This window comes from Zhongshania sp. R06B22 (assembly GCF_040892595.1).
Lineage (GTDB): Bacteria > Pseudomonadota > Gammaproteobacteria > Pseudomonadales > Spongiibacteraceae > Spongiibacter > Spongiibacter arctica.
Genome location: NZ_JBFRYB010000001.1, coordinates 1,455,277 through 1,476,905, shown reverse-complemented (window position 1 = coordinate 1,476,905; position 21,629 = coordinate 1,455,277). Strand labels below are relative to the sequence as shown.

Sequence of the window (21,629 nt, the reverse complement as noted above, 5' to 3'; positions counted from 1 at the left end):
CTTTCAGCTAATCTGAGGGCCTAGTTCGTGATACTTACCACTGGCAAAAACCAGTGGCGCAACTGTTGAATCGACCTCATATCCAAGTACTTTTCCTATCAGGATTTGATGATCGCCGACGATATACTTGGCAGCGACTTCACATTCCAACACTGCGCGCGAGCCACTTAGGACTGGACTTCCATAATCACCAATATCAAATCTCTTTAGGAGCTCAGATTGATCATTTTTAGAGCGGGCAAAAGTATCTGCCATATCGCGCTGATCTATAGCTAAAACATTTACCGCAAACCGATCGGCGCTATTGAAAATCTCAAAAATACTGGAGTTTAAATCTATAGACCAAAGCACCAGTGGCGGCTGCAAAGACAATGAAGAAAAAGAATTTGCGGTCATGGCAATCACGTCACCGTTTTTTGAGGTGGTTGTCATCAACGTCACGCCAGTGGTGAATAAGCCCAGTGCATTGCGTAACTCTCGAGAATCAATCGTCATAAACCCGCTCCTCCTAGTGCAATATTAAGTCGGAGCATTATTGCGCTGTGTATCCGCCATCTACTGGCAACACTATTCCAGTGACAAAACTTGAACGATCGGAACAAAGCCAGATAACTGCTTCCGCCAATTCAGCTGTAGTGGCTAATCTCTTCGCGGGTACCGCAGCCAAAATGTCTTTTAGAGCATCAGGTGTCTCGGCTAGTACTTGGCTAACCATGGGAGTCGCGACGCCACCAGGACAAACAGCATTAATGCGGATATTATGTTTAACGTAATCAAGCGCCGCGCTTTTGCTTATACCGACTACTGCGTGTTTGCTTGCGCAGTAAGTCGATATCATCGGCGCCGCCACTAGCCCCATCACCGATGAATTATTAACGATCGCGCCGCCACCGTTTTTCAGCATCGCTTTTAGCTGATATTTCATGCATAAAAAGACACCCTTCAGATTTACAGCGATGGTGTGCTCAAAGTGATCAAGATCGATTTCATCTAAGGCAACAAGTTGTCCCTCAATCCCGGCGTTGTTAAACGCACAATCAAGGCGACCAAAGGTATTTACGGCATGGGCAACCATATTTTCTACTTGTACCGGATCGGTAACATCGGTCTGCACAAACGTTGCCTCATAACCTAGATCGAGTAACTCCAGACAAACCTTCTCACCCGCTTCGCTGTCTATATCAGCAAGTACTAACTTCGCCCCCTCTTTAGCCATAGCTAGAGCGGTTCCCTTGCCAATACCTGACCCGGCCCCTGTAATGATGATTACTTTTTCTTTTATCATAATGGCTCACCTTTATAATTACGGGCTTGCGTAAGTCAATCGATATCCGCAGACCTCACTTGCAATGACGTCATCGTAGTAACCTTAGAGATAATAATAACCACCCAAGCAGGTAATAATGATTGCCATTAATCTGAGGGGGGGGGGAGCTAGGGAGTTTGATATTGAATTTACTGGCGCTGGACTAGTACATCTGCCTGAAGAAAAACAGCAAGCCGCTCTGTCGAGCTGATCTGATCAGGCATCGCAGTACATTAGCGACTCAACGTAGACCACAGGGAAGGCTGACGGAATAGGCAACTAGGCTTTTGAGTGTTGCTAAGAGATATATCGCTAAGGACTGACGATAAACCACATAGCAACCTGATCAAAAATTGAACAAGTTTTGATATAAATTATTAGCTAGCTAGCGCCGGCTGCTGCTTTTTCGTGCCGATTTCGGGCCGGGCGCAAGCTCAGCCGCGAGCCCAGAACCAACCTTGAGTATTGAATATGTAGAGTGTATTGTTCATCCAATCAATAACATCAATTATAAGCAATAACGAAGCCCGCATTGTGAATGAACTGAATCACCGAAGCATAGTCAATTTGGCGAAAACTCGTCCTCCCAAAAGCTCAATAGAGCTAATTGAGCGCCAATGCTTGACTCTTTTACAAGAATCCCACGGTTCTAATGGTAATTATTTAGTCTCTGCGCCCGCAGGATTTGGCAAAACAAGTCTTCTTGTTCAGTATTTTAATCAGCTAAAATTAGAGAATAAACAAGTTGCCTGGTTGTCAGTTTCGGAAAATGACTCTGACCCCATCCACTTTCTGACCGGGATTTCTTACGCCCTTCAATCGCTAGGAAAGAATATAGGGGTCGCATCCCAGGCATTAATCGGTTCAGGAATGGTGCTATCTTTTAGGGTTATTCTGACGACCCTGATGAACGAGATACTGTCTTTTGGCGAACCTATTACGATAATTCTAGACGATCTTCACCGGTCTGATTCAGCTGATATTGAAGATATAATGGTAGAGCTACTCGGTAGTGGCCCCGACAATCTTAGAATAATCATTGCGAGCCGATCGTCTTTTGCTAAATTCGGGAAACTCCGAGCACGCAAAAATCTCATAGAAATATCTGCTGACGACTTACGAGTAAACTATTCTGAAGCAGTTAAAATACTTTCGAGCAAGTCACTTCCAAGCCTGAGTAATGACAATATTGGATTACTACTTGAACGGGTCGACGGCTGGATAAACGGGCTTTATATAGCATCTTTATCTTTAAAGAAAGATAGCAATATCGATGAGTATATACGTAGATTTTCGGGGCGGGAATCAGACTTTTCCGAATACATAGAATATGATATTTTTTCTCAACTGCCAGATTTGATTAAGAATTTTCTTATTGAAACATCAATACTTGAGATACTTACACCAGAGCTTTGTGATGCGGTAACCGAAAGACATGATAGCGATTCGATACTAGCTCAATTACGTCGAAAGAATTTATTTATTGTCACCTTAGATGAGCAGCTTTCTTGCTATCGCTACCATCATATTTTTCGCAGCTTTCTTCAAACAAAAATGTCGTCAAGAACAAATAAAGATCTGCATCTAATACACCGGAGAGCATATAAGTGGTGTATAGCTAACAATTTACTACATGAAGCTATAAATCATATGCTAGTAGTAGAGGACTGGGACTACGCCGCCGACGCCATAGAAAATAGTTTGGAAATGCTATTATCAAGAAACCGACTAGCGACTCTAGCAAAATGGATTAATCGTCTACCAGTTCAATATGTACAAGAAAATCCGTGCCTGCAACTTGGACTAGGTTGGGTCGCCATTCTCCAAAGAGATTTCTCTACTGCCATTATGCACTGCAGCAAAGCAGAGTCGACATTGGTTTTAGCTAGAGAACAAAATACCGTAGCCAAACATAAACTCGATAAACTACTGAGTAACATTGAGGCCCAGAAGGGGGTTATTACTGTAGTCAGTGACAATGAAATCCAAATTTCTGAATTTGCGAATACCGTCGAAATTAACATATCAAAAGAACATATATTCTTTCGCAATACCTATATTGCTGCATTAGTTTATGCCTTAATGCATCAGGGACGATTTGATGAGGGGCATCGTCTCGCAATAGAAAATGACATTTCAGGAGACATAAATAATTTCCGTGCAACTGTGTACATACTCATTTTCCGAGGCCTCGGATATCGTCTTTCTGGCCACCTGAAACAAGCAAATGAACTTTACGAAAAAGCCCAACTTATCGCAGGTAAGGGTTTTAAAGATCAGTGGATGCCCTTCGCTGTGCCGAGCGCGCTATCTGCCGAAATATATTATGAGTGGGGTGATTTTTCTCGCGCCTCTGAATGCATTCAAAATAGCGCAGTTGTTAGACACGAATCTTCAGTAATCGAGCCCTTAGTTTGCTACTACCAAACATCATCTAAGCTCGCTATCGCTGAAGGGGATGTTGAGAAAGCTTTGCAGTTTCTCGCGGAAGGCGAAGCTATAGGTAAAAAAGATAATTACAGTCGCTTAGTGGCAGCGATGTTGTCTGAACGAATTAGACTCTTATGCAAGCATGGCAAGCTTGAGTCGGCGGAGACTGTATTCATCGATCTAAAAAAACTCAGCACACTGAATATGCGGCAAGATAGCAGCAGTCATGAATATTGGTCTGAGGTTCAATACTATGTTGATATGGGTGCATGCATGTACTTCCTAGGTATCGGCAAGCCCGAACAGACTATTCCCATTCTGAACAGACAATCCGCACTTGCCAGAAAGCTAAATCAAGATCGCCACTTAATTAAAATACTGCTAATTGAAGCAAGTGCACTGCTGCAACTTGGCAAGGATAGAAGTGTTCTTAATCGGCTTACTGAATCAATCCAACTTGGTGCCAAGGGTAATTTCTTACAGACATTTATTGAATCTGATCCGGCACTCCACGACGCGTTCCAGAAGACGCTATCGCGCTGGCCAAATGATGACGATCTAAACAGCAGCCTTGAGGGTGAACAATACCTCACTACGCTAAAAGAAAATTTTGGCGTCAGCCGCTCTACCATAGAAGAGATTACCACTGACATTAATGACATAGAACCACTCACCCCTAGGGAACTAGACCTGCTAAGACTCCTTGCCAAGGGACTAAAAAACAAAGAGCTCGCCATAGAAATGAGTGTTAGTCAGCATACCATTGCATGGCATTTGAAAAATCTTTACGCAAAATTGCGCGTTGCTAACCGCACTGCCGCTGTGACAGTCGCGCGGCACTTTCAACTTTAAAGCAAACCTAACTCACCGAATCATCGCGGTTTTTAATCATATCGGCCAAACGGGACACCGGGGTGCGCAACATAAGTTTAAGATCTTCGCTTGCATCAATACGCTCAAGAGCTAGGTCGAAACACATCAACCACTGATCTCGCTCCTCAGGTCCAATAGCATAAGGAGTATGGGGCTTGGTGAGACAGACGGTGCCGTGCTTTTCGTAATACCGCGGAGGCCCACCCAACCAGCCGATCAAGTACTCGGCCAATTTCTGCTTAATATCGACCAAGCTTTTGCCGTGCATCTCTCTGATTCGCTTGGCATCGGGTAATTCGTCCATGACCTCATAGAAGGCGCTGGCGAGCGCCCTGATCTTGTCTTCACCCAAGATCTGATAGGGGCTTTGCTCTTGGGGCATTCGCTAACTCTCCACAGATGCACCGCAATCCGCGCGGCGACATCTGTCCTTGTGATTTGAGTTTGGCATTACACAAGACTTGGACTCGACTGTCCTTGATCTAGCTCAAGCTTCTCTGTGTAAAGCCACGTCCCAAAACATGAAGCGTATTCCCTAAGACTTAACTGCTGCCCAGATCTGCCAGTGATGCCTGCATCTCAATAAACGATTCTTGAAGGCATTCCATGAAGAACTCAATATCCGGCAAAATTGCCGCAGTTGAAATCACATTGAAATACAGTTTGCCGTTGTAGCTAGGCGTGGCAATAAAGAGCCCCATGCCTTCGCCCAGGGGTGGCAGTCCCGATGTACTTTCCAAAGGATACCCCGCCAAGGAAATTGGCTGGGCGGGGCCAGGAACATTGGAGACGAATAAATTACAGGTTGAGCTGGCAGCCGACGTTGCGTTAATAGCGCGGGCGAATAAATACTGCTCCGGAGCAGATAGACATTTAGTGATATTAAGAAGGAGACCCGCTCCAGATTTTCCACTCTTGCCATTCTGAGTAGCCGTCACTATCTTGTCCAGCCTGGCCGCTGGATCGGCAATATTTGTGTATATAGGAGCCGTAAACGCGCTTAAATTATTGCCGGTGTCACCGCCTTTTTCGCTCTCCGCCGTCCTAGCATTAATTGGTACCCAGGCAACCAAAGATTGCGAGTTCAGCTCACCGTGTTTATCCAAGTACCGACGCAAGGCACCCGAGCAAATACTCAGAACAACATCATTGACCGTTGCCCCCGGATGAAGACGCCGCAGGGCACTCAAGACTTTAAGATCGACATTAATCACGTCAAATATCTTGTCGCCACCAACGCCAGTATTAAAACGGCTGGCGGGCACACGCTGCCGCTCTGAGGGCTTGGTGTTAAGGTAGCGCAGCGCTGAGGGTGCGATAAGCTTGGTACCTTTTAATAAGGTGCCGCCCAGGTCGATGGATTGACGCAGCCTATTGGCGACTGCCCGCCCCGCCACATTGGACCAAGATAATACGCTACCCTGCTCGCTAGGCTCGGCTACTGGGACAGCATCGAGTGCGGTTGCGGGCATTGCTAAGCTTGCCAACAGCTTTACCATCCCCACCCCGTCAATGGCGACATGATGCAGCCGCATAGCAATGGTGAACCCGTTTTTATTGGCGCCGTTGCAATGAACACCGGTAAATATCGTGACATCCCATAGGGGACATTCCATATCCATGGGCTGCGAATGCAGGTAGCACGCAGCCTCCCGCAGGGCATGCCAATTACCCGGCGCAGCAAGCGGCAACACTTTAAAGTGCGCATCAGGGTCGAAGTCTTCGTCGTTAACCCAGTAGGGGTAATCCAGCTCAGCAGGTAAACGCACCAAGCGTTGCGAGTACATTGAATGCTGTTCTAGCTTTTGCTTTAAAAACTTTATCATTGCATCACAGTCAACCGCGCTTTCGCTATCGTCAGCGGGACCACCAAAGTTAAGTAGCACTGTGATGTGATTAAAATTATCGTCTGTTTCGGTATAAAGGAACTGCGCGTCTTGGGGTTTTATTTGTTCCATGCTCGCTCTCGCTTAATGCTGTAATGATATGTCTCAAGTAGGGCCGAGACCGCAGATCAAAAGTCTACTAACGTATAAAAATCACACTAGTCATTCACCAACGGCCGTAGACTTGTCTAGGGCGGCTTTATAAAGCGCCTCTACTTTTGACACCTGCGCGTGGAGATTAGCTGTGGTCCAATCACTGGTATCAATAGGAGCGAGAACTTCTACCTCGACAGTACCCGGGTAATACAAGGTATCACCCATTGGGGATACGTCCATGGCGTTATGAATAACGATGGGAATAATCGGCACCCCCGCCTGCATCGCGATATGAAATGCGCCCTTTTTGAACGGCTTGGGTTTCTTCGAATGGGTGCGGGTGCCCTCTGGCGCCATAACAACAGAAATCTGGTCTTGCTTGATTCTGTCGATCAAGGGATCCAGGGCCGCAATCGCACCCTTGCTATTATTGCGATCAATCAGCACAACGCCTGAGTATTCCATAGCTACGCCAATCAGTGGCATTTTCTTAATCTCGGCCTTGCCGACACCTGAAAAGTTACGGCGTAACAGCTTGGCGCAAATCATGACATCGATATCACTTTGGTGATTAAAGATGAACACTGCGGGTCGGGCTGCCCAAAGATTTTTCTCACCGACAACCTCAAGCTTGAGCCCAGCAACTGCACTCGCTAGGTCACCGAATAGCGACATCGAAAAATTTCGAGCTTCCTGCTTAGAGCCTGTGAGCGCCCATATAGGCAAGCCCGCTAAAACCGAACCAACAAGGCTAACCTTAGTGGCGATATTACGAGTTAGACCCATGACTGATTTTCTTGAGCGGCTTTTAAAGACCCGTACCGGCCAGCCACGTTTCTCAGCAATATCTCTTAATTTGTTACTCGGATTAAGGGGACGCGGTTTGCCGACATACTCGAGGAGTTCGATGTCGTCAGTACTGTCAGAATAAAAATAGCTATTGTCTAGATCGACATCATTGCTCTCAGCCAATGCTAGGGCTGCATTAACTTTGCCGACACCAAAGCAAAGTGGACCACCCAGTTCGCCGGTAAAGATGCCGTTCTTAACTTCAATGGTGCTGCAAGCGACCTTATCGATGCCAAGATATTTCGCGCAGGGCACAACTTGATATGGGGTCGCGGAGGAAATAATTGCCACCGTGTGGCCTTTGCGCATATGGGCTTCTATTAAGGCGCGAGTTTCAGGAATGATTTTTTTTGCTAGATCGCGCTCAAAAAGCTTCTGGGCCACATCGAGGTAATCCTCTTCTTTTAAGCCTTTCATGCTATGGGCAGACAGTGACATTAACGTAGTGAAATCGGCATTGCCCAAGCCAAAACGCGCAACGGCGTCGACCGTCGCCAGTATTTCGAATGGCGCTAAGTCGCCTCGGCGTACCTGTTCACGAAGAAAGCTAAAGACCGAATAGCCTTCGATGATCGTACCGTCAAAATCAAACAGCGCGGCGATCTGAGGCCCTGCGGGAGCATTATCAATTTCTGCCGTGATTTCAGTATAAGGGTGCATACCGGGTTAGCTCCTAGATCATTCAAGTGACTGCGAATATGGTCTCATTTGACAACGTAACTAATATTCAGTCCAATACTATTTTTACTGTAATATTTGGAAAACGTATACCATTGAATACCAATAAATTACGTTACATTGTCGCCGTTGATCGATTTGGCTCGATGACCGCTGCCGCCTCGGCCATTCACGTTTCGCAGCCCAGCCTAACCCGAACCGTCGCCGAGGTGGAAAAGGAATTGGGCATAGCCTTATTTGAGCGCCGCGCAAGAGGTGTCATTACCACTCCCCAGGGCCGCAGTATCATTGACCGCGCGGCGCGGATTCTCGCCGATATTGAACGCCTAGATATGGATGCCAAGGAATTTCGAGCGTACCGAGAGTCTCATTTGCGCTTGTGTATTTCACCGCCACCGCTGATAACCATCATGAATCCCGCCCTACCTCAGTTACTCGCGCACTACCCGAGCCTAAAGGTAGATATAAAATCGGTATCCACAGAGCAGGCAATCAGTCTGTTAAGAGCCGGTGATTCTGAGCTGATCATTGGCCCAATGCGGGCGCTTGAAGAAAGACGCGAGTTTAAAATTATTCCACTACAACCCTTTGACGCCTACTTCTTTACCCGCCGCGATCACCCCTTAACTAAAAGACGGGCGGTGTCATCAAAGCATATTTTAAACTACCCACTGGTACTTCCCGAGAGAGACGGGGCCTCTCCCGAAATCACCAACCGCTTATTTGGCGACACCGAAATACCGCCTGACCACCCAATACATATTATTGGTCACTTTCCACTGGCCTGCGAAGTAGTCGCCGCGACCGACGCCGTGGCAACAGTGGGACAAAATTATCTGCAAAATCGCGAGTTTCTAAAACGCTTCACCATCCTCGGCTTTACCTCTGCCGAAAAGCTGAGCGTATGTTGCGCCCACCGGCAGGAGTTTGAACTATCGGCACCGGCAGCAGCGCTGGTTAATATTCTGGCAAAGTAGAATGGGGACAAGGACATTTAAAGTAGCTTGGCTTAGGCGGGCATCATTATTATTTTTTGAATTACAGCTAAGCGCCACTAATAAAAAGCCGCGCCACACAAAGCGAACGCCGCAATAATCACCAAGATCGGAAGCCGCTTACTTCGAAGAGCGATAAACCCCGTTACCACCAGCACAAGTGCAAGCCCATTATGCGGCGCGCTCGTGAGCACCGGATCTATCCATGCCGCGGCTAACATACCCACAGCGACGGCATTAACACCCGCGATCGCGGCGACAATGCGCGGTCGTATTGATAGCTGCTGCCATATCCCTCTAAACCCCGACAACAACAAGAAACCCGGTGCGAAGACAGCTAACGTCGCAATAACAGCGTATGACAGCGCAGCATCAGGACGCATAGCCGCGCCAAGATACGCGCTAAAGGAAAACATCGGCCCCGGCATCGCCTGCGCGACGGCGTAGCCCAATAAAAACTGATCTTTGCTCAAGGCGTCGCCCACCAACGGCTCCAGCAGCGGCAACACAACATGGCCGCCGCCAAAGACCAAGCTGCCCGCCTGATAAAATATTGAAAAGATCGCTTCGGGAAACACCATGGCAGCCGCGAACAACAGCGCGAACGCCGTCACACAAATCAGCAGCGTGTAATCCGTCACAATACTCGCGACGCTCTGCACAGGCACTGCTCGCCACGCCATCAATCCCGCGGCGACAGCCATTAGCGAAAACTGCCACAGCGGCGTCATCGCCCAGCTCAGTACCGCAGTGCTGAGCAAGGTAAGTGCAATATTTAGCGGCTGTCGGCAAAACTGATTGGCCATTCCCCACACTGCATCGGCCACCACCGCCACCGCTAACAGCTTTAAACCGCTAACAACACCGTATTGAAGAGAACCTTGGACAAGATCTAGCTGCCAAACAGCAAGACCATACATAAGAAGAAAAGACGGTAGAGTAAAACCTAAAAATGCCGCAACACCCGCAGCAGTACCGCCACGCCGACAGGCGATCGCGTAACCAAGTTGGCTAGAGGAGGGGCCAGGTAAAAATTGACATAATGCGAGATCAGCGGCAAATTCCTGTTCACTTAACCAAGACTTCTGCTCAACAAATATTTTTCGAAAATAAGCGATATGTGCGGCTGGGCCACCAAAACTAACACAGCCCAAATAGAGGAATTGCAGAAAAATACGCCACAGCACGTTTACACTCTCTCCCTCATTATCACTTTAATAAAGTGGAAAGAGTGTAAACCAAGCGTATTGCGGTTTATAGCTTGCCGCGTTTTTCTCTTGGCGTTGTCGGCGTCTTAGGTTTAGCCTTAATCACTTTTGTGACTGGCTTACGACCACCTTTCTCACCGGTCTTGCTAACACGCGGCTTGCGGGGACGCTCACGCTCAATAGGCATATCACCGCCTTCATGAACGGAGATATTCAAAGCCTGCCCAGCAACACGGGTGGTTTTCAAACAGTCAAACGCACCAGCAGGTAAATCCGCAGGCAGATCGACGGTGCTGAACTCTGGGTAGATTGAAATACGACCGATATTAGCACTATCAATATTGGCTTCATTGGCGATAGCACCAACAATATTACCCGCACTCACACCGTGCTCACGTCCAACTTCTAAACGGTAGCGCTGCAGCGTTGACTCTGCCGCACGCTTGCCACCGCCGCCAACTTTGTCGCGAGAACGCGCTTCAGTCATCAGCTTGGGCGCGTCTTTTACTAGCAGTGGCTTGTCGCCCTGCAACTGACTCGCCAAAGCCGCAGCCACATCGAGTTCAGACACATCGTGCTTTGTTACATATTCCTGCAACATCTTGCGGAAGAAGCTGAGATCAGTACCCGCGAGGGTCTCGGTGATCTTCTGCATAAAACGGTCAACGCGCAATGCATTGATATTCTCTGCCGTCGGCAAACCCATTTCTTCAATAGATTGACGCGTAGCGCGTTCGATTGCCTGCAGCATACGTTTTTCACGCGGTGCCACAAACAAGATCGCATCACCACTGCGACCAGCACGACCAGTACGGCCGATACGGTGAACATAGGCTTCGGTGTCATGTGGAATATCGTAGTTGATAACGTGACTAATACGCTCAACGTCCAAACCACGTGCAGCGACATCAGTAGCAATAATGATATCCAAGCGGCCATTTTTCAGGTGTTCAACCGTGCGCTCGCGTTGCGCCTGGGCGATATCGCCATTCAAAGCCGCTGCGGCGTATCCGCGGGCCTGCAATTTCTCGGCAAGCTCGGTGGTCACCAATTTGGTGCGCACGAAAATAATCATGCCATCAAAAGGTTCGGCTTCCAGAATACGGGTTAAGGCATCCAGTTTATTCAAACCACGGGCCATCCAATAACGCTGACGGATGGTTATCGCCGTCGAGGTCTTGGTTTGAATGGTGACTTGCTCGGGGTTGTTCAAATACGTGTTAGCGATGCGGCGAATAGCCGATGGCATAGTAGCTGAGAACAAGGCAATTTGACGCTTGGCAGGCATTTGCGCCATAACCCATTCAACATCATCGATGAAGCCCATACGGAGCATTTCATCTGCTTCGTCCAATACCAAATGGCTCAAATCATCGAGCTTTAAGGTACCGCGACGCATATGGTCCATTACCCGGCCAGGCGTACCGACAACAACCTGAACACCGCGTTTTAAGGCCGCCAGTTGACCGCGATAATCTTGACCACCATATATAGGCAGAACGTGGAAACCAGGCATATGCGAAGCATAGCTCTGCAGCGCTTCCGCTACCTGAATCGCTAATTCACGTGTTGGCGCCAAAATCAAAGCCTGGGTACGACGGCTATTTACGTCGAGACGAGATAATAAAGGCAAGGCAAACGCTGCTGTTTTGCCGGTACCAGTCTGGGCCTGACCAACGAGGTCTCTGCCAGCTAGGATAAAAGGAATTGTTGCCGCCTGAATTGGCGAAGGTGTTTCATAACCAACCGCTTTTACAGCGGCAAGGACCATGGGTGCTAAACCCAAATCATCAAAAGTAATAGTTTCCGCTGCCGCGGCCGTATCTGAGGGCATAATCGCTACCGTAAAAAATGCAAGAGTCGCCGCAACATTAGACCTCACACTCGGCCGAACGCATAAATGGCGTTGAGGCCGCATTATACCGACATGAAAGCAGAAATACCTTGAAACCTTTGGCCTTTTTTGGCATTGCCACCCCAAGAGTGGCGCGTAAAGCCCACCCTTAGCGCAGTTTTTCTAACTCGGCGCGCAAAGCCGCGGTAATTTCCTGTTTGCGCTGCTGTTCAAAGTCAAAATAAATCATCACCGCACTGCCCGTGGCGACAAGACTGCCACGCTGCCAAGCCTCATGTTCGCAGACAAAAGAGGAGCTACCGACATGACCAACGCGCGTTCTGATCTCAACAGGGTGGCCGTAATAAATCTGCGCCACAAAATCGACATCTATCTTACGTAAAATCACATTCCACGTATTTAAATGCTGACCGGGATTAAATATCTCAAAAACCGGCGTCCTGCCGGTTTCAAACCACATGGGCACAACAGTATTATTTATATGGCCCAAGGCATCTGTTTCACAGAACCGAGGCTCCATAGTGCAAAGCAACATCTTTATCTATCCTTCACCGCCATAGGCGGAATTAGTTTACTGAGCTACCCACCGCAGGAACATACACAGCCACAGCACATAACTCATTATTGACGCCGGAAAAGCTTTTAGCCCTATATCACTGCCGCGCAATTTTTCACTAGCGGCATATATCATCGCCGCCGTTACAATCCCCTGCAAAATCATCAGCGACGACGCCTGCGACCAACCATATTCAAGCCCATTAAAAGGCAACGGCATCAGCGTGGCAATCAGCAACAACAGTGCATTTAGCAGACCAAAAGCCATTGTAATACGACATAAAATCAAGAAGCCTGACCTCTAGTTATCGCGCTGCATCAGGCGACATAGTAATAGATGGTAAAGAAATGACACACACTACCGGCTAAGACAAAAAGATGCCATATACCGTGAAAGTGGGTGATTTTCTTATCAAACACATAAAAAACAATACCCACGGTGTAGGCAATACCACCCGCCAATAGCAGGCTAAAGCCACCTTCTGGCAACGCAGCACTCAAGGGCTTAATCAGGAATACCGCCAACCAACCCATAAGCAAATAAACAGCGATTGACCAGGCGCGCCGACCGGCCTTAGGAATGACCTCAAGGATCATACCCACCGCCGCCAAAGACCAAATCACAGCAAACATCCACCAACCGCCGGCTTCACGGAGTGTCACCACTAAAAATGGAGTATACGTGCCGGCAATAAGTAAATAGATCGCCAAATGGTCTAACTGCCGATACAGAGCCTTACTCGCGCCCTGACTACTATGATAAAGGGTTGAAAACGTATAAAGCGATAGCAGCGATACACTGTAAATCGAAAAGCCTAAAATTTTCCAGACCTCGGCATCTTGCACTGCCGGCCATATCAGCGCCGCGCTGCCAAGCACTGCCGCTAAGGCACCCGCAAGATGAGACACGCTGTTAAAACGCTCGCCCTTATACAAAATGCTATTACCACCTGAATCGTTGATTACTGGCTCACAAGAAACATCAGAGCAAAAAATTGCGGACATGCGCTAATTCGAACGTCAATTTAACAGATATTGGATTCTAGGTATGGGTTTTTAGCGGGGAGAGCGCGGCAAAATGGATACGCCAATTTAACCAGCAAAGCTGATCAAGAGAGAAAGTCGCCCCCCCTTTGCGCCGCCAGCGCCTGAAACGGACTAGAGAAGGGGTATTCGACAAGTAAAGCAGATAACTACGCACGAATATGGACCAGGGGAGAAGCAATTACACGTTCAAGCAGCGCCGACTTCAGCATCCAGACTACCAAGGCCGTCGAAGAGCAACTCGACATGCAGGGAACCGTTGGTGTTTACCACTTTGCGAATTCGAATTTGGCCCAAGCGGCCATCGCGCAGGCGGATACTATAATCCGTTCCGTCTAGACGCTCGCTGATCTGCTTATTTAAATGCAGGCAGCCACCCCACTTCACATATTTCTTGCTAGTGGAAATGTACATGGGAACGTCAGATAACAATTCCCGATCACCCTGCAATACACTGCCATGTGTCAAATCCATTGACTGACTCCGTGCTACATTCATATTTCAATAAGTACTTGAACGAATAGTATCCTTATTGCCATCCTCTTTATATCACAAGCCTAGTAAAAATCCTGCCCCCCAAATTAGATCAAAGCACATCTATTCATAGGCAGCTGTATAACAAAAAAGTATATATGCGTATTTATGCGTCAATACCCAGCATTTTTGCCGCATTGCCTCGCATCATCTGGTAGATCTCGCTCTCGGAAAATCCCTCCATCTCCTCTACCATCTCCGCAGGCCAGAGCAAGCCTTCGGGATGGGGATAATCAGATCCATTTAGAATGACGTCCACCCCCACACTTTTAGCGATATGGCTAAAATCATCCTCATGAAAGGGCACTATTTTAAAGTGCTTGCGAAACACCTCACTCGGAAGCTCGGGTTTGCCATAAGGCCAGCGACTCTTGTGATCACCAAGCCGATAAATTTTATCCATGGTCTTCAATAAATGTGGCAACCACGCCGCACCAAACTCTACAATTAAGAATTGCAGGCGGGGAAAACGCCCAAATAGATTTTGAAAAATAGTCGCGGCCAGCTGATCGACCACCGTGCGCTCGCCCATACCAACATACATATTAAATGCCGTAAAACGATGCGAAGGCGGGTTGGCGGGCTCGCCCCAGGGCGCTGCGTGAAGTTCGGTAAACGGACCGCTACCAATATGGTAGGTCACGATCAGACCCGCCTCCTGCACCCGAGCCCAAAAAGGATCAAAATGCGGATCGGCCGGCGATCTGCCCTCTATGGGACCGGTATTAATTTGTACTAAACGACAGCCTTCTTTTATAACACGCTCTAACTCCAGCAAAGCCTGCGTCACATCTAGCAGGCTCATCATGGCGGTGGAAAACACCCTGCCATCACTGCCCCAACCCCAATCCTCAGCGACCCAGCGATTGAAGGCACGAATACTTGGGTAGGCAATATCATGATGCATAGGCTTGCGGAGCTGATATTCGACACCGCATCCCAAGGTTGGAATCATCACGCAAGCTTCTACGCCTTGCTCATCCATCCGCTTAAGGCGCGCATCCTTATTAATAAACTCAGGGCAGTCGATGGCGCGAATCGCATTGGCATTAACTGCCCCGCCGGTATCAACATCGCCTTTAAAAAAGGCCTTCATGGCTCCGGGGGCGCCAACATAATCCCCCACGCCAACGCTAAAGAAATTTAAGCGCTCCTCACCCAGCCTCATAATACCAAAGCCGTCATCGCGCTCGCGCTCAACCCACACCGTGCGATCCCTAAAGCGAGACTCTATATGCCGACTAAAGCAATCGTCAGGCTCGTAATAATGGTTGTCGCAATCGATTAGAGAATAGGGAAGTGGATTCATAGCAATGCGCCTTATAACTGGACCTGTGGCTGGGCTGATAAGCGGACTCAACACCACTCTACGCCGGCTCTCAGACAAAAACATTAGCCGCAGTCACCACTAAGCGGTGACAAAAAAGCTCACCGCTGAGACATCGCGCTAATATGGATTTACAAAAGAATCAATTATGCCGGGAAGTAGCGACTAATCGTGTCAGCCACACATGCGGGCCTATCATTGCCTTCAATTTCTACCGTCACTCTGACCACGGCCTGAACACCGCCCTTTATTTCTTCAACAGAAATCAACTCGCCACTGCCGCGCACTCGGGAGCCAACAGGCACAGGAGCAGGAAATCGAATCCGGTCACAGCCCACGTTCACACCCATAGAAATGCCCTGCACATCAACAATCTGAGGCAAGAACAAATTCACCAAAGACAGCGTTAAATAGCCGTGAGCAATACACTTACCAAACGGCCCGTCCTTTGCCCTCTCCGGGTCCACATGTATCCACTGATGGTCGCCGGTGGCATCGGCAAATAAATTAATGCGCTGTTGATCGAGCTCCAGCCAATCGCTAGTGCCTAGCTCGGCGCCAAGTGCCGAGAAGAGTTCTTGGGGTTGCTTAAATACGGTGGTCATGGGGTCTCCGGTGTCTGGCCGATATCTTTTTATGTTTTGGCCACCCGCTTAAATTAAGCGACTGGGATTCTGATTTACATTCGCCAACTTTACCATTGCCTATAAATGCTGAGGCATAGTCTAAGAAGACGACGAGCTCCCGCTCTCGGCTATGTATGACCGCTCACCTTTGTTTGTCAAACTAGACGCCAGTACACAAGCACCTTGTCTACAGAAGCGCGCACTATATAATCGAGGCGAGAAAAGCCTTAGTAATTAATACAGGGATACGCAATACCACATGGCGACCTACCCCGTACCAGAAGTATGGCACTGGATTATCGGCAACCTAGCCGGTATTGGCGCACTATTAGCCGCCACCTTTGCCATATTAGGTATTTTGTCAGCCGTAGAAGCCATTATGAAAACCCGAACAGCACAAGGTGCAGTTGCATGGGCTATTGTATTGATCGGCTTCCCCCCGGTATTTGTGCCACTGTACTGGATATTTGGTCGCCGCAAATTCCGCGGTTACGCTCTGGCCAAGCGTCACAACCAATTACAAATTGATGAAATAGCCAATAAGCTCCTCGCAGATTTCCCCGCCCTAGCCGCCGAAAAGAGCAGTCATGACCCACGTTTGGTCGCGCTAGAGCAACTCACTACCTTGCCATTTTGCTCAGGCAATGACTGCCAGCTACTTATTAATGGTCAGCATGCCTTTGCCGAGATATTCACGCGCATAGAAGCGGCAAAAGACTATGTACTACTAGAATTTTATATTATTCGTGATGATCAAATAGGCCGTGAGCTGGCAGAGCTATTGATTAAAAAAGCCCGGCAAGGACTGCGTATTTACTGTGTATATGACGAAATAGGCTGCCTTAAACTCCCCAATCATTACGTGAAAAACTTGCGCAAGAACGGCGTCAATATATGTTCCTTCAATAGCACCAAGGGTTTGGGTAACCGCCTGCAACTCAATTTTCGCAATCACCGCAAAATTGTCGTGTGTGATGGCAACTACGCATTTATCGGCGGCATGAATATTGGCGATGAATACCGGGATATGCACCCGGTACTGACTCCCTGGCGCGACACCGGCATTGCGATAGCTGGCCCCGCAGTGCAATCAGTGCAATTGGCGTTTGCTGAAGATTGGTTCTGGGCAAACGAGTCGCTGCCAGCGCTCAATTGGCAAGCCACTAGCGTAGACGGCCCCTTAAACAGCTTGGTATTAGCCACCGGTCCCGCCGACAATACCGACAGCTGCGAGCTGTACTTCTTAAATATGATTCATCAAGCCAGCCAGCGACTATGGATAGTCAGCCCCTACTTTGTTCCAGACGCGCCAGTTATTCACGCCCTGCAACTCGCTGCCATGCGCGGTGTGGATGTCAGGATTATGCTACCAGCTAAACCCGACAAACTAATGATTCAACTTTCGTCCTTTACCGCCATCAAAGAAACCCTCCCCAGAGGCGTACAGTTTTATTACTACCAAACCGGCTTCTTGCATCAGAAAGTAATGTTAGTAGATGATGATATCAGCGTGGTCGGTACCGCCAATTTGGACAACCGATCCTTTCGTCTCAATTTTGAACTCTGTGTTATCAATCACAGCGTGGAATTTGCCAGCAAAATGGAAGTGATGCTCAACAACGATTTTGAAAAATGTACCCAGTTGCTGCCACGCGAAGTGGCACAATGGTCACTCACACGCCGCATCCTCAGCCGCTGCGCCTATCTATTCGCACCGCTGCAATAAATAGCCCCATGACAATACCCAGTCATATTCCTAAGGAACTCACGGCCTGCCCCGACTGCGATCTGCTATTGCAGACCGCGCAGCTCGATCATCATCTAGAAGGCCGCTGCCCTCGCTGTAACGCGGTACTATGGCATTCAGCCAAACACACAGACACCATTAGCTTTGCAGCGGCAATCAGCGGTTTAATCTTATTTTACCCAGCGGTCACACTACCCATTTTAAAATTCACCATGGTCGGTCAACACGGCAGCAACTCTCTGCTCGGCGGCATCTACAGCATGTGGCTGGAACAGGAGAGAATGCTCGCAGTACTAATCCTGCTGTGCTCTTTGGTCGCACCGCTTATGCATTTAGTACTCACTGCGGTAGTTTGCCTGAGCATTCGACTAAATCATTTTCCTCGCCACTTCCCACTCTGGCTCAAATACAAATGCTGGATGCAAAGCTGGAATATGCTCGAAGTGTATGCAATGGGTATCATTGTCGCCTACGTTAAAATGATGCACGACGGAGAGGTCACAATCTCTGGCGGCACGTTCTGCGTGAGCGCCCTGCTGCTGTGTATTATTCTGTGTAGTCAGTATTTTCATGAAGAACAGGCCTGGCAGCATTGGGAGAAAAACAAACCCACATGACTATTAGCGCCCAACAACGCGGCATCGCTCGCTGCACTGAATGTGGCAAACTCAGTCATCTGCCGGCCCTCAACCGCAGTACTGCCGCCACCTGCCCACGCTGCGGCACAGCACTAAGCTTCCGCAAATTCCAAAGCTTACAGCGCAGCTGGGCGTATACCCTGGCAGCGATAGCCCTGCTGTTACCAGCAAATCTTTTACCCATACTCACCGTCATTAGCTTTGGTCAGGGTGATCCTGACACCATCATGTCTGGTGTTGTTAAGCTTTGGGTGGCTGACCTCCAAGCCATCGCCGCCATCGTGTTTATTGCCAGCATTGCGGTGCCGGTAATAAAGCTCATTATTCTGATCATATTAATGCTAGTTGTGCAGTTGCAACTCCCCTTAAACCGCCAGCAATGCACCACGCTATACCGTTTTATTCACTTTATTGGTCGCTGGTCCATGCTCGACTTATTCATGATCTCGATTTTGGTCACATTGGTACACTTAGGCAATATCGCCACAGTAGAAAGCGGCCCCGCTGCCACTGCCTTCGCCGCCGTGGTGGTATTAACCCTCTTTGCCGCAAACAGTTTTGACCCGCGTTTATTATGGGACTTAGATAATGACTGATCGCAATATATCGTCCGCTGTACTGGCGCCTAAACGCGGCCTTTCGGCCATCTGGTTGCTGCCGCTGATTGCCTTAGGCATCGCCGCATGGCTTATGTATCAGAGCCTCAATGACAGCGGTCTGAACGTCACCCTCGCCTTTAACAATGGCAGCGGCATTAATGTCGGCAAAACGCCGGTTATTTATCAGGGCATTGATGTTGGTCACGTGCAAAGCTTGCAGCTTGACGACGACCTAGAGGGAGTGACCGCAACGCTGGAATTATCACAGCAGATAGCGCCACTTATTAAGGAGAACACCCAATTCTGGCTAGTAAAACCCCAAATATCACTGTCTGGCGTCTCTGGTCTGGACACCCTTGTGGCGGGCAATTACATCAGTTTCGAGCCCGGCGATGGTAAACCTAGCCTGCATTTCACGGCATTAAATACGCCGCCGCCGCAAACCAACAACCTGCCCGGATTACGCTTAGTATTAAGCGCCGAGGAGCTGGGGTCGCTATCCGTCGGCGCGCCGCTGCTATATCAAAAAATTGATGTGGGGGCGGTTGAAGGCTATCAACTCAAGGGCGATGAGATTGAAATCAGCGTCCGCATAGATCCGCAGTACCGCCACTTGGTTAATAGTAGCTCACGCTTTTGGGTGCAAAGCGGCATAAAGGTAAATGCCGGCCTGCAAGGCATCGATATTGAAACCGGATCGATAGCGAGTATTTTAGCCGGCGGCATCGCTTTTGATACCCCCGTAAAGTCGGCCCCTGAAGCGAGTCATATGGCGAGTTTCAACTTGTTTAAAAGCCATGACAGAGCCAAAGGTAGCGATCTGATCACCGTCTTTTTTAGAAACCCTGATGGCCTAAAGGTCGGTAGCAAAGCGCAGCTGATGGGCATGGAAATCGGCAAGGTAGATAGCTTGACGTTTGTCGATGACAATCCCAATCTCGGTGCCAATATCCAGATTGCGGTATCCCCTCCTTACAACCGCTACCTGAACGAAAATACCCAGTTCTGGCTGGTGAAGCCCGAGGTTTCCAGCAGTGGCGTGAGTGGCTTAGATGCAATAATAAGTGGCCCTTACATCAACCTTCGAGTAGCGGGCAAAGGCGGAACTATTCCCAAGCAGTACACCGCCCTAGTTAAAGCACCAGAGAGCCGTGTTCAGGAGCCTGGCCTACGGCTGACGCTGCGCAGCGATGAACTCAGCTCGGTGAGTGTCGGCAGTAAAATCTATTATCGCAAAATTGCTGTAGGCCAAATCGAGTCTGTAGATCTCGAAAAAGACGGCGTAAATATCGGCATCTTTATACACCAGCGCTACGCCCATTTGGTGCATCGTGAATCTCAATTTTGGAATGCTAGCGGACTAAGTATCACCGGCGGTTTAAGCGGGCTAGACATCCACGCCGACTCTCTGGCAACAATTGTTGCTGGCGGCATTGCTTTTCACACCCCAGTGATCAAAAAACCACAGCTGGCATGGGAGGGCTTGCGCTACACCCTGTACCCCGATTTCCAAAGCACTTCGGATGAAAAAGGCCGAGATATCCACCTGTACTTTGCCACTGGCAACAACATCAACAAAGGTACCGAAATCAAGTACCAAGGTATTAAGGTCGGCGACGTCGTCGCCTTAGAATTAGATGACAATATGGACCGCGTCAAAGTCAGCGCGCGCCTAGCGCCCTCCGCCAAAGCGCTGGCTCGCGCCGGCAGTCAGTTCTGGGTGGTGCGCCCACAACTCGGACTTATCGGTACTCGAAATTTAGAAACCCTAGTCACCGGCAGCTATATTACCGTTCGCCCCGGTTATGGCAGCAGCACTAACGAATTCGTCGCTCTCGATAATCCCCCGCCGCTCAGCAAGCCCGGCAATGGTCTGAACTTAATTCTTACCGCCGCCCAACGTGGCTCTATCAAAGATGGCGTCAAGGTCTTTTATCGAGACATCCCGGTCGGTGAGGTATTCGGCTACGAGCTGGCTGAGGATGCTCGCCAGACCCTTATCCACATTAATATCGAGCCACGATATGCAGGCCTGGTCCGCGAAAACAGCCAATTTTGGAACTCCAGCGGTATCGCCGTAAAATTCGGCCTATTTAGCGGCGCCACCATTCGCAGCAAATCCATTGAATCCTTATTAGAAGGTGGCATCGCCTTTGCTACTCCAGACACGGCGCCACTAGCGCCGGTTGTGAACGACGGCAAGAGTTTTGCCCTTCATCAATCGGTGGATCAACGCTGGCTGGACTGGAAGCCCCAGATTGCCCTGCCGCAGGAAGTCGATACCGGTGAAAACTGGATAAGAGCGGATTAACAAGTTGTCACAACATCAGCGTACAGATAACGATACAATAGCCATACTTTGATACCCAGAGCACGCGGGCTT

At 48.9% G+C, this 21,629-nt stretch carries 19 protein-coding genes; 6 read left to right on the top strand and 13 right to left on the bottom strand.

What is annotated here, in order from left to right; translation table 11 throughout:
• Positions 1–3: 3 nt before the first annotated feature.
• Positions 4–495 carry a flavin reductase family protein gene (locus AB4875_RS06710; RefSeq protein ID WP_368375281.1) on the bottom strand — a complete coding sequence of 164 codons (492 nt, stop codon included), beginning with the start codon at positions 493–495 and terminating at the stop codon, positions 4–6.
• Positions 496–532: 37 nt separating this feature from the next.
• Positions 533–1,285: a glucose 1-dehydrogenase gene (locus tag AB4875_RS06705; RefSeq protein WP_368375280.1), complete on the bottom strand. Its 753-nt coding sequence runs from the start codon at positions 1,283–1,285 to the stop codon at positions 533–535.
• 555 nt (positions 1,286–1,840) lie between these two features.
• On the opposite strand from AB4875_RS06705, the gene AB4875_RS06700 reads away from it, so the two are divergent.
• Positions 1,841–4,588 (top strand): winged helix-turn-helix domain-containing protein, encoded by a 2,748-nt coding sequence (locus AB4875_RS06700; RefSeq protein ID WP_368375279.1) that lies wholly within the window; start codon positions 1,841–1,843, stop codon positions 4,586–4,588.
• Between the two features lie 7 nt (positions 4,589–4,595).
• Here AB4875_RS06700 and AB4875_RS06695 read toward each other — a convergent pair whose 3' ends face one another.
• The 3 genes from AB4875_RS06695 to AB4875_RS06685 form a co-directional block, all read right to left on the bottom strand.
• The gene (locus tag AB4875_RS06695; protein ID WP_368375278.1) at positions 4,596–4,991 is read right to left on the bottom strand and encodes a group II truncated hemoglobin; all 396 of its coding nucleotides are present in this window, start codon (positions 4,989–4,991) and stop codon (positions 4,596–4,598) included.
• Between the two features lie 160 nt (positions 4,992–5,151).
• Positions 5,152–6,567, bottom strand: coding sequence for a wax ester/triacylglycerol synthase domain-containing protein (locus tag AB4875_RS06690; RefSeq protein ID WP_368375277.1), 1,416 nt, complete (start codon positions 6,565–6,567; stop codon positions 5,152–5,154).
• A gap of 90 nt (positions 6,568–6,657) precedes the next feature.
• Complete coding sequence (locus AB4875_RS06685; RefSeq protein ID WP_368375276.1) at positions 6,658–8,100, bottom strand: HAD-IB family hydrolase; 1,443 nt, start codon at positions 8,098–8,100, stop codon at positions 6,658–6,660.
• 113 nt (positions 8,101–8,213) lie between these two features.
• Between AB4875_RS06685 and AB4875_RS06680 the strand changes: the two genes are divergently transcribed.
• Positions 8,214–9,095, top strand: coding sequence for a LysR family transcriptional regulator (locus tag AB4875_RS06680; protein ID WP_368375275.1), 882 nt, complete (start codon positions 8,214–8,216; stop codon positions 9,093–9,095).
• Positions 9,096–9,172: 77 nt separating this feature from the next.
• Here AB4875_RS06680 and chrA read toward each other — a convergent pair whose 3' ends face one another.
• From chrA to AB4875_RS06640, 8 genes are all read right to left on the bottom strand, one after another.
• Positions 9,173–10,300 (bottom strand): chromate efflux transporter, encoded by a 1,128-nt coding sequence (chrA, locus tag AB4875_RS06675; RefSeq protein ID WP_368375274.1) that lies wholly within the window; start codon positions 10,298–10,300, stop codon positions 9,173–9,175.
• Between the two features lie 67 nt (positions 10,301–10,367).
• Positions 10,368–12,155, bottom strand: coding sequence for a DEAD/DEAH box helicase (locus AB4875_RS06670; protein WP_368375273.1), 1,788 nt, complete (start codon positions 12,153–12,155; stop codon positions 10,368–10,370).
• A 169-nt stretch (positions 12,156–12,324) separates the two neighbouring features.
• On the bottom strand, positions 12,325–12,711 hold the full coding sequence (locus AB4875_RS06665) for an acyl-CoA thioesterase (protein ID WP_368375272.1): 387 nt from the start codon (positions 12,709–12,711) through the stop codon (positions 12,325–12,327).
• A gap of 36 nt (positions 12,712–12,747) precedes the next feature.
• Positions 12,748–13,020 carry a hypothetical protein gene (locus AB4875_RS06660; RefSeq protein WP_368375271.1) on the bottom strand — a complete coding sequence of 91 codons (273 nt, stop codon included), beginning with the start codon at positions 13,018–13,020 and terminating at the stop codon, positions 12,748–12,750.
• Between the two features lie 29 nt (positions 13,021–13,049).
• A complete protein-coding gene (gene trhA, locus AB4875_RS06655) occupies positions 13,050–13,736 on the bottom strand; it encodes a PAQR family membrane homeostasis protein TrhA (RefSeq protein WP_368375270.1) in 687 nt (228 codons plus the stop codon).
• A gap of 228 nt (positions 13,737–13,964) precedes the next feature.
• Entirely contained in the window at positions 13,965–14,249 is a 285-nt protein-coding gene (locus AB4875_RS06650; RefSeq protein ID WP_368375269.1) for a hypothetical protein, read from the bottom strand.
• A gap of 166 nt (positions 14,250–14,415) precedes the next feature.
• Positions 14,416–15,618, bottom strand: a complete 1,203-nt coding sequence (locus tag AB4875_RS06645) for an amidohydrolase family protein (protein ID WP_368375268.1) — start codon at positions 15,616–15,618, stop codon at positions 14,416–14,418.
• Between the two features lie 164 nt (positions 15,619–15,782).
• Positions 15,783–16,241, bottom strand: coding sequence for a MaoC family dehydratase (locus AB4875_RS06640; protein ID WP_368375267.1), 459 nt, complete (start codon positions 16,239–16,241; stop codon positions 15,783–15,785).
• 280 nt (positions 16,242–16,521) lie between these two features.
• On the opposite strand from AB4875_RS06640, the gene cls reads away from it, so the two are divergent.
• Genes cls through AB4875_RS06620 form a run of 4 tightly spaced genes read left to right on the top strand, consistent with a single transcriptional unit; the run spans position 16,522 to position 21,557 of the window.
• Positions 16,522–17,988 carry a cardiolipin synthase gene (gene cls, locus AB4875_RS06635; RefSeq protein ID WP_368375266.1) on the top strand — a complete coding sequence of 489 codons (1,467 nt, stop codon included), beginning with the start codon at positions 16,522–16,524 and terminating at the stop codon, positions 17,986–17,988.
• Positions 17,928–18,626, top strand: coding sequence for a paraquat-inducible protein A (locus AB4875_RS06630; RefSeq protein WP_368375265.1), 699 nt, complete (start codon positions 17,928–17,930; stop codon positions 18,624–18,626). The genes cls and AB4875_RS06630 overlap by 61 nt, the downstream gene beginning before the upstream one ends.
• Positions 18,623–19,243 (top strand): paraquat-inducible protein A, encoded by a 621-nt coding sequence (locus AB4875_RS06625; protein ID WP_368375264.1) that lies wholly within the window; start codon positions 18,623–18,625, stop codon positions 19,241–19,243. The genes AB4875_RS06630 and AB4875_RS06625 overlap by 4 nt, the downstream gene beginning before the upstream one ends.
• Complete coding sequence (locus tag AB4875_RS06620; protein WP_368375263.1) at positions 19,236–21,557, top strand: PqiB family protein; 2,322 nt, start codon at positions 19,236–19,238, stop codon at positions 21,555–21,557. The genes AB4875_RS06625 and AB4875_RS06620 overlap by 8 nt, the downstream gene beginning before the upstream one ends.
• Positions 21,558–21,629 lie beyond the last annotated feature (72 nt).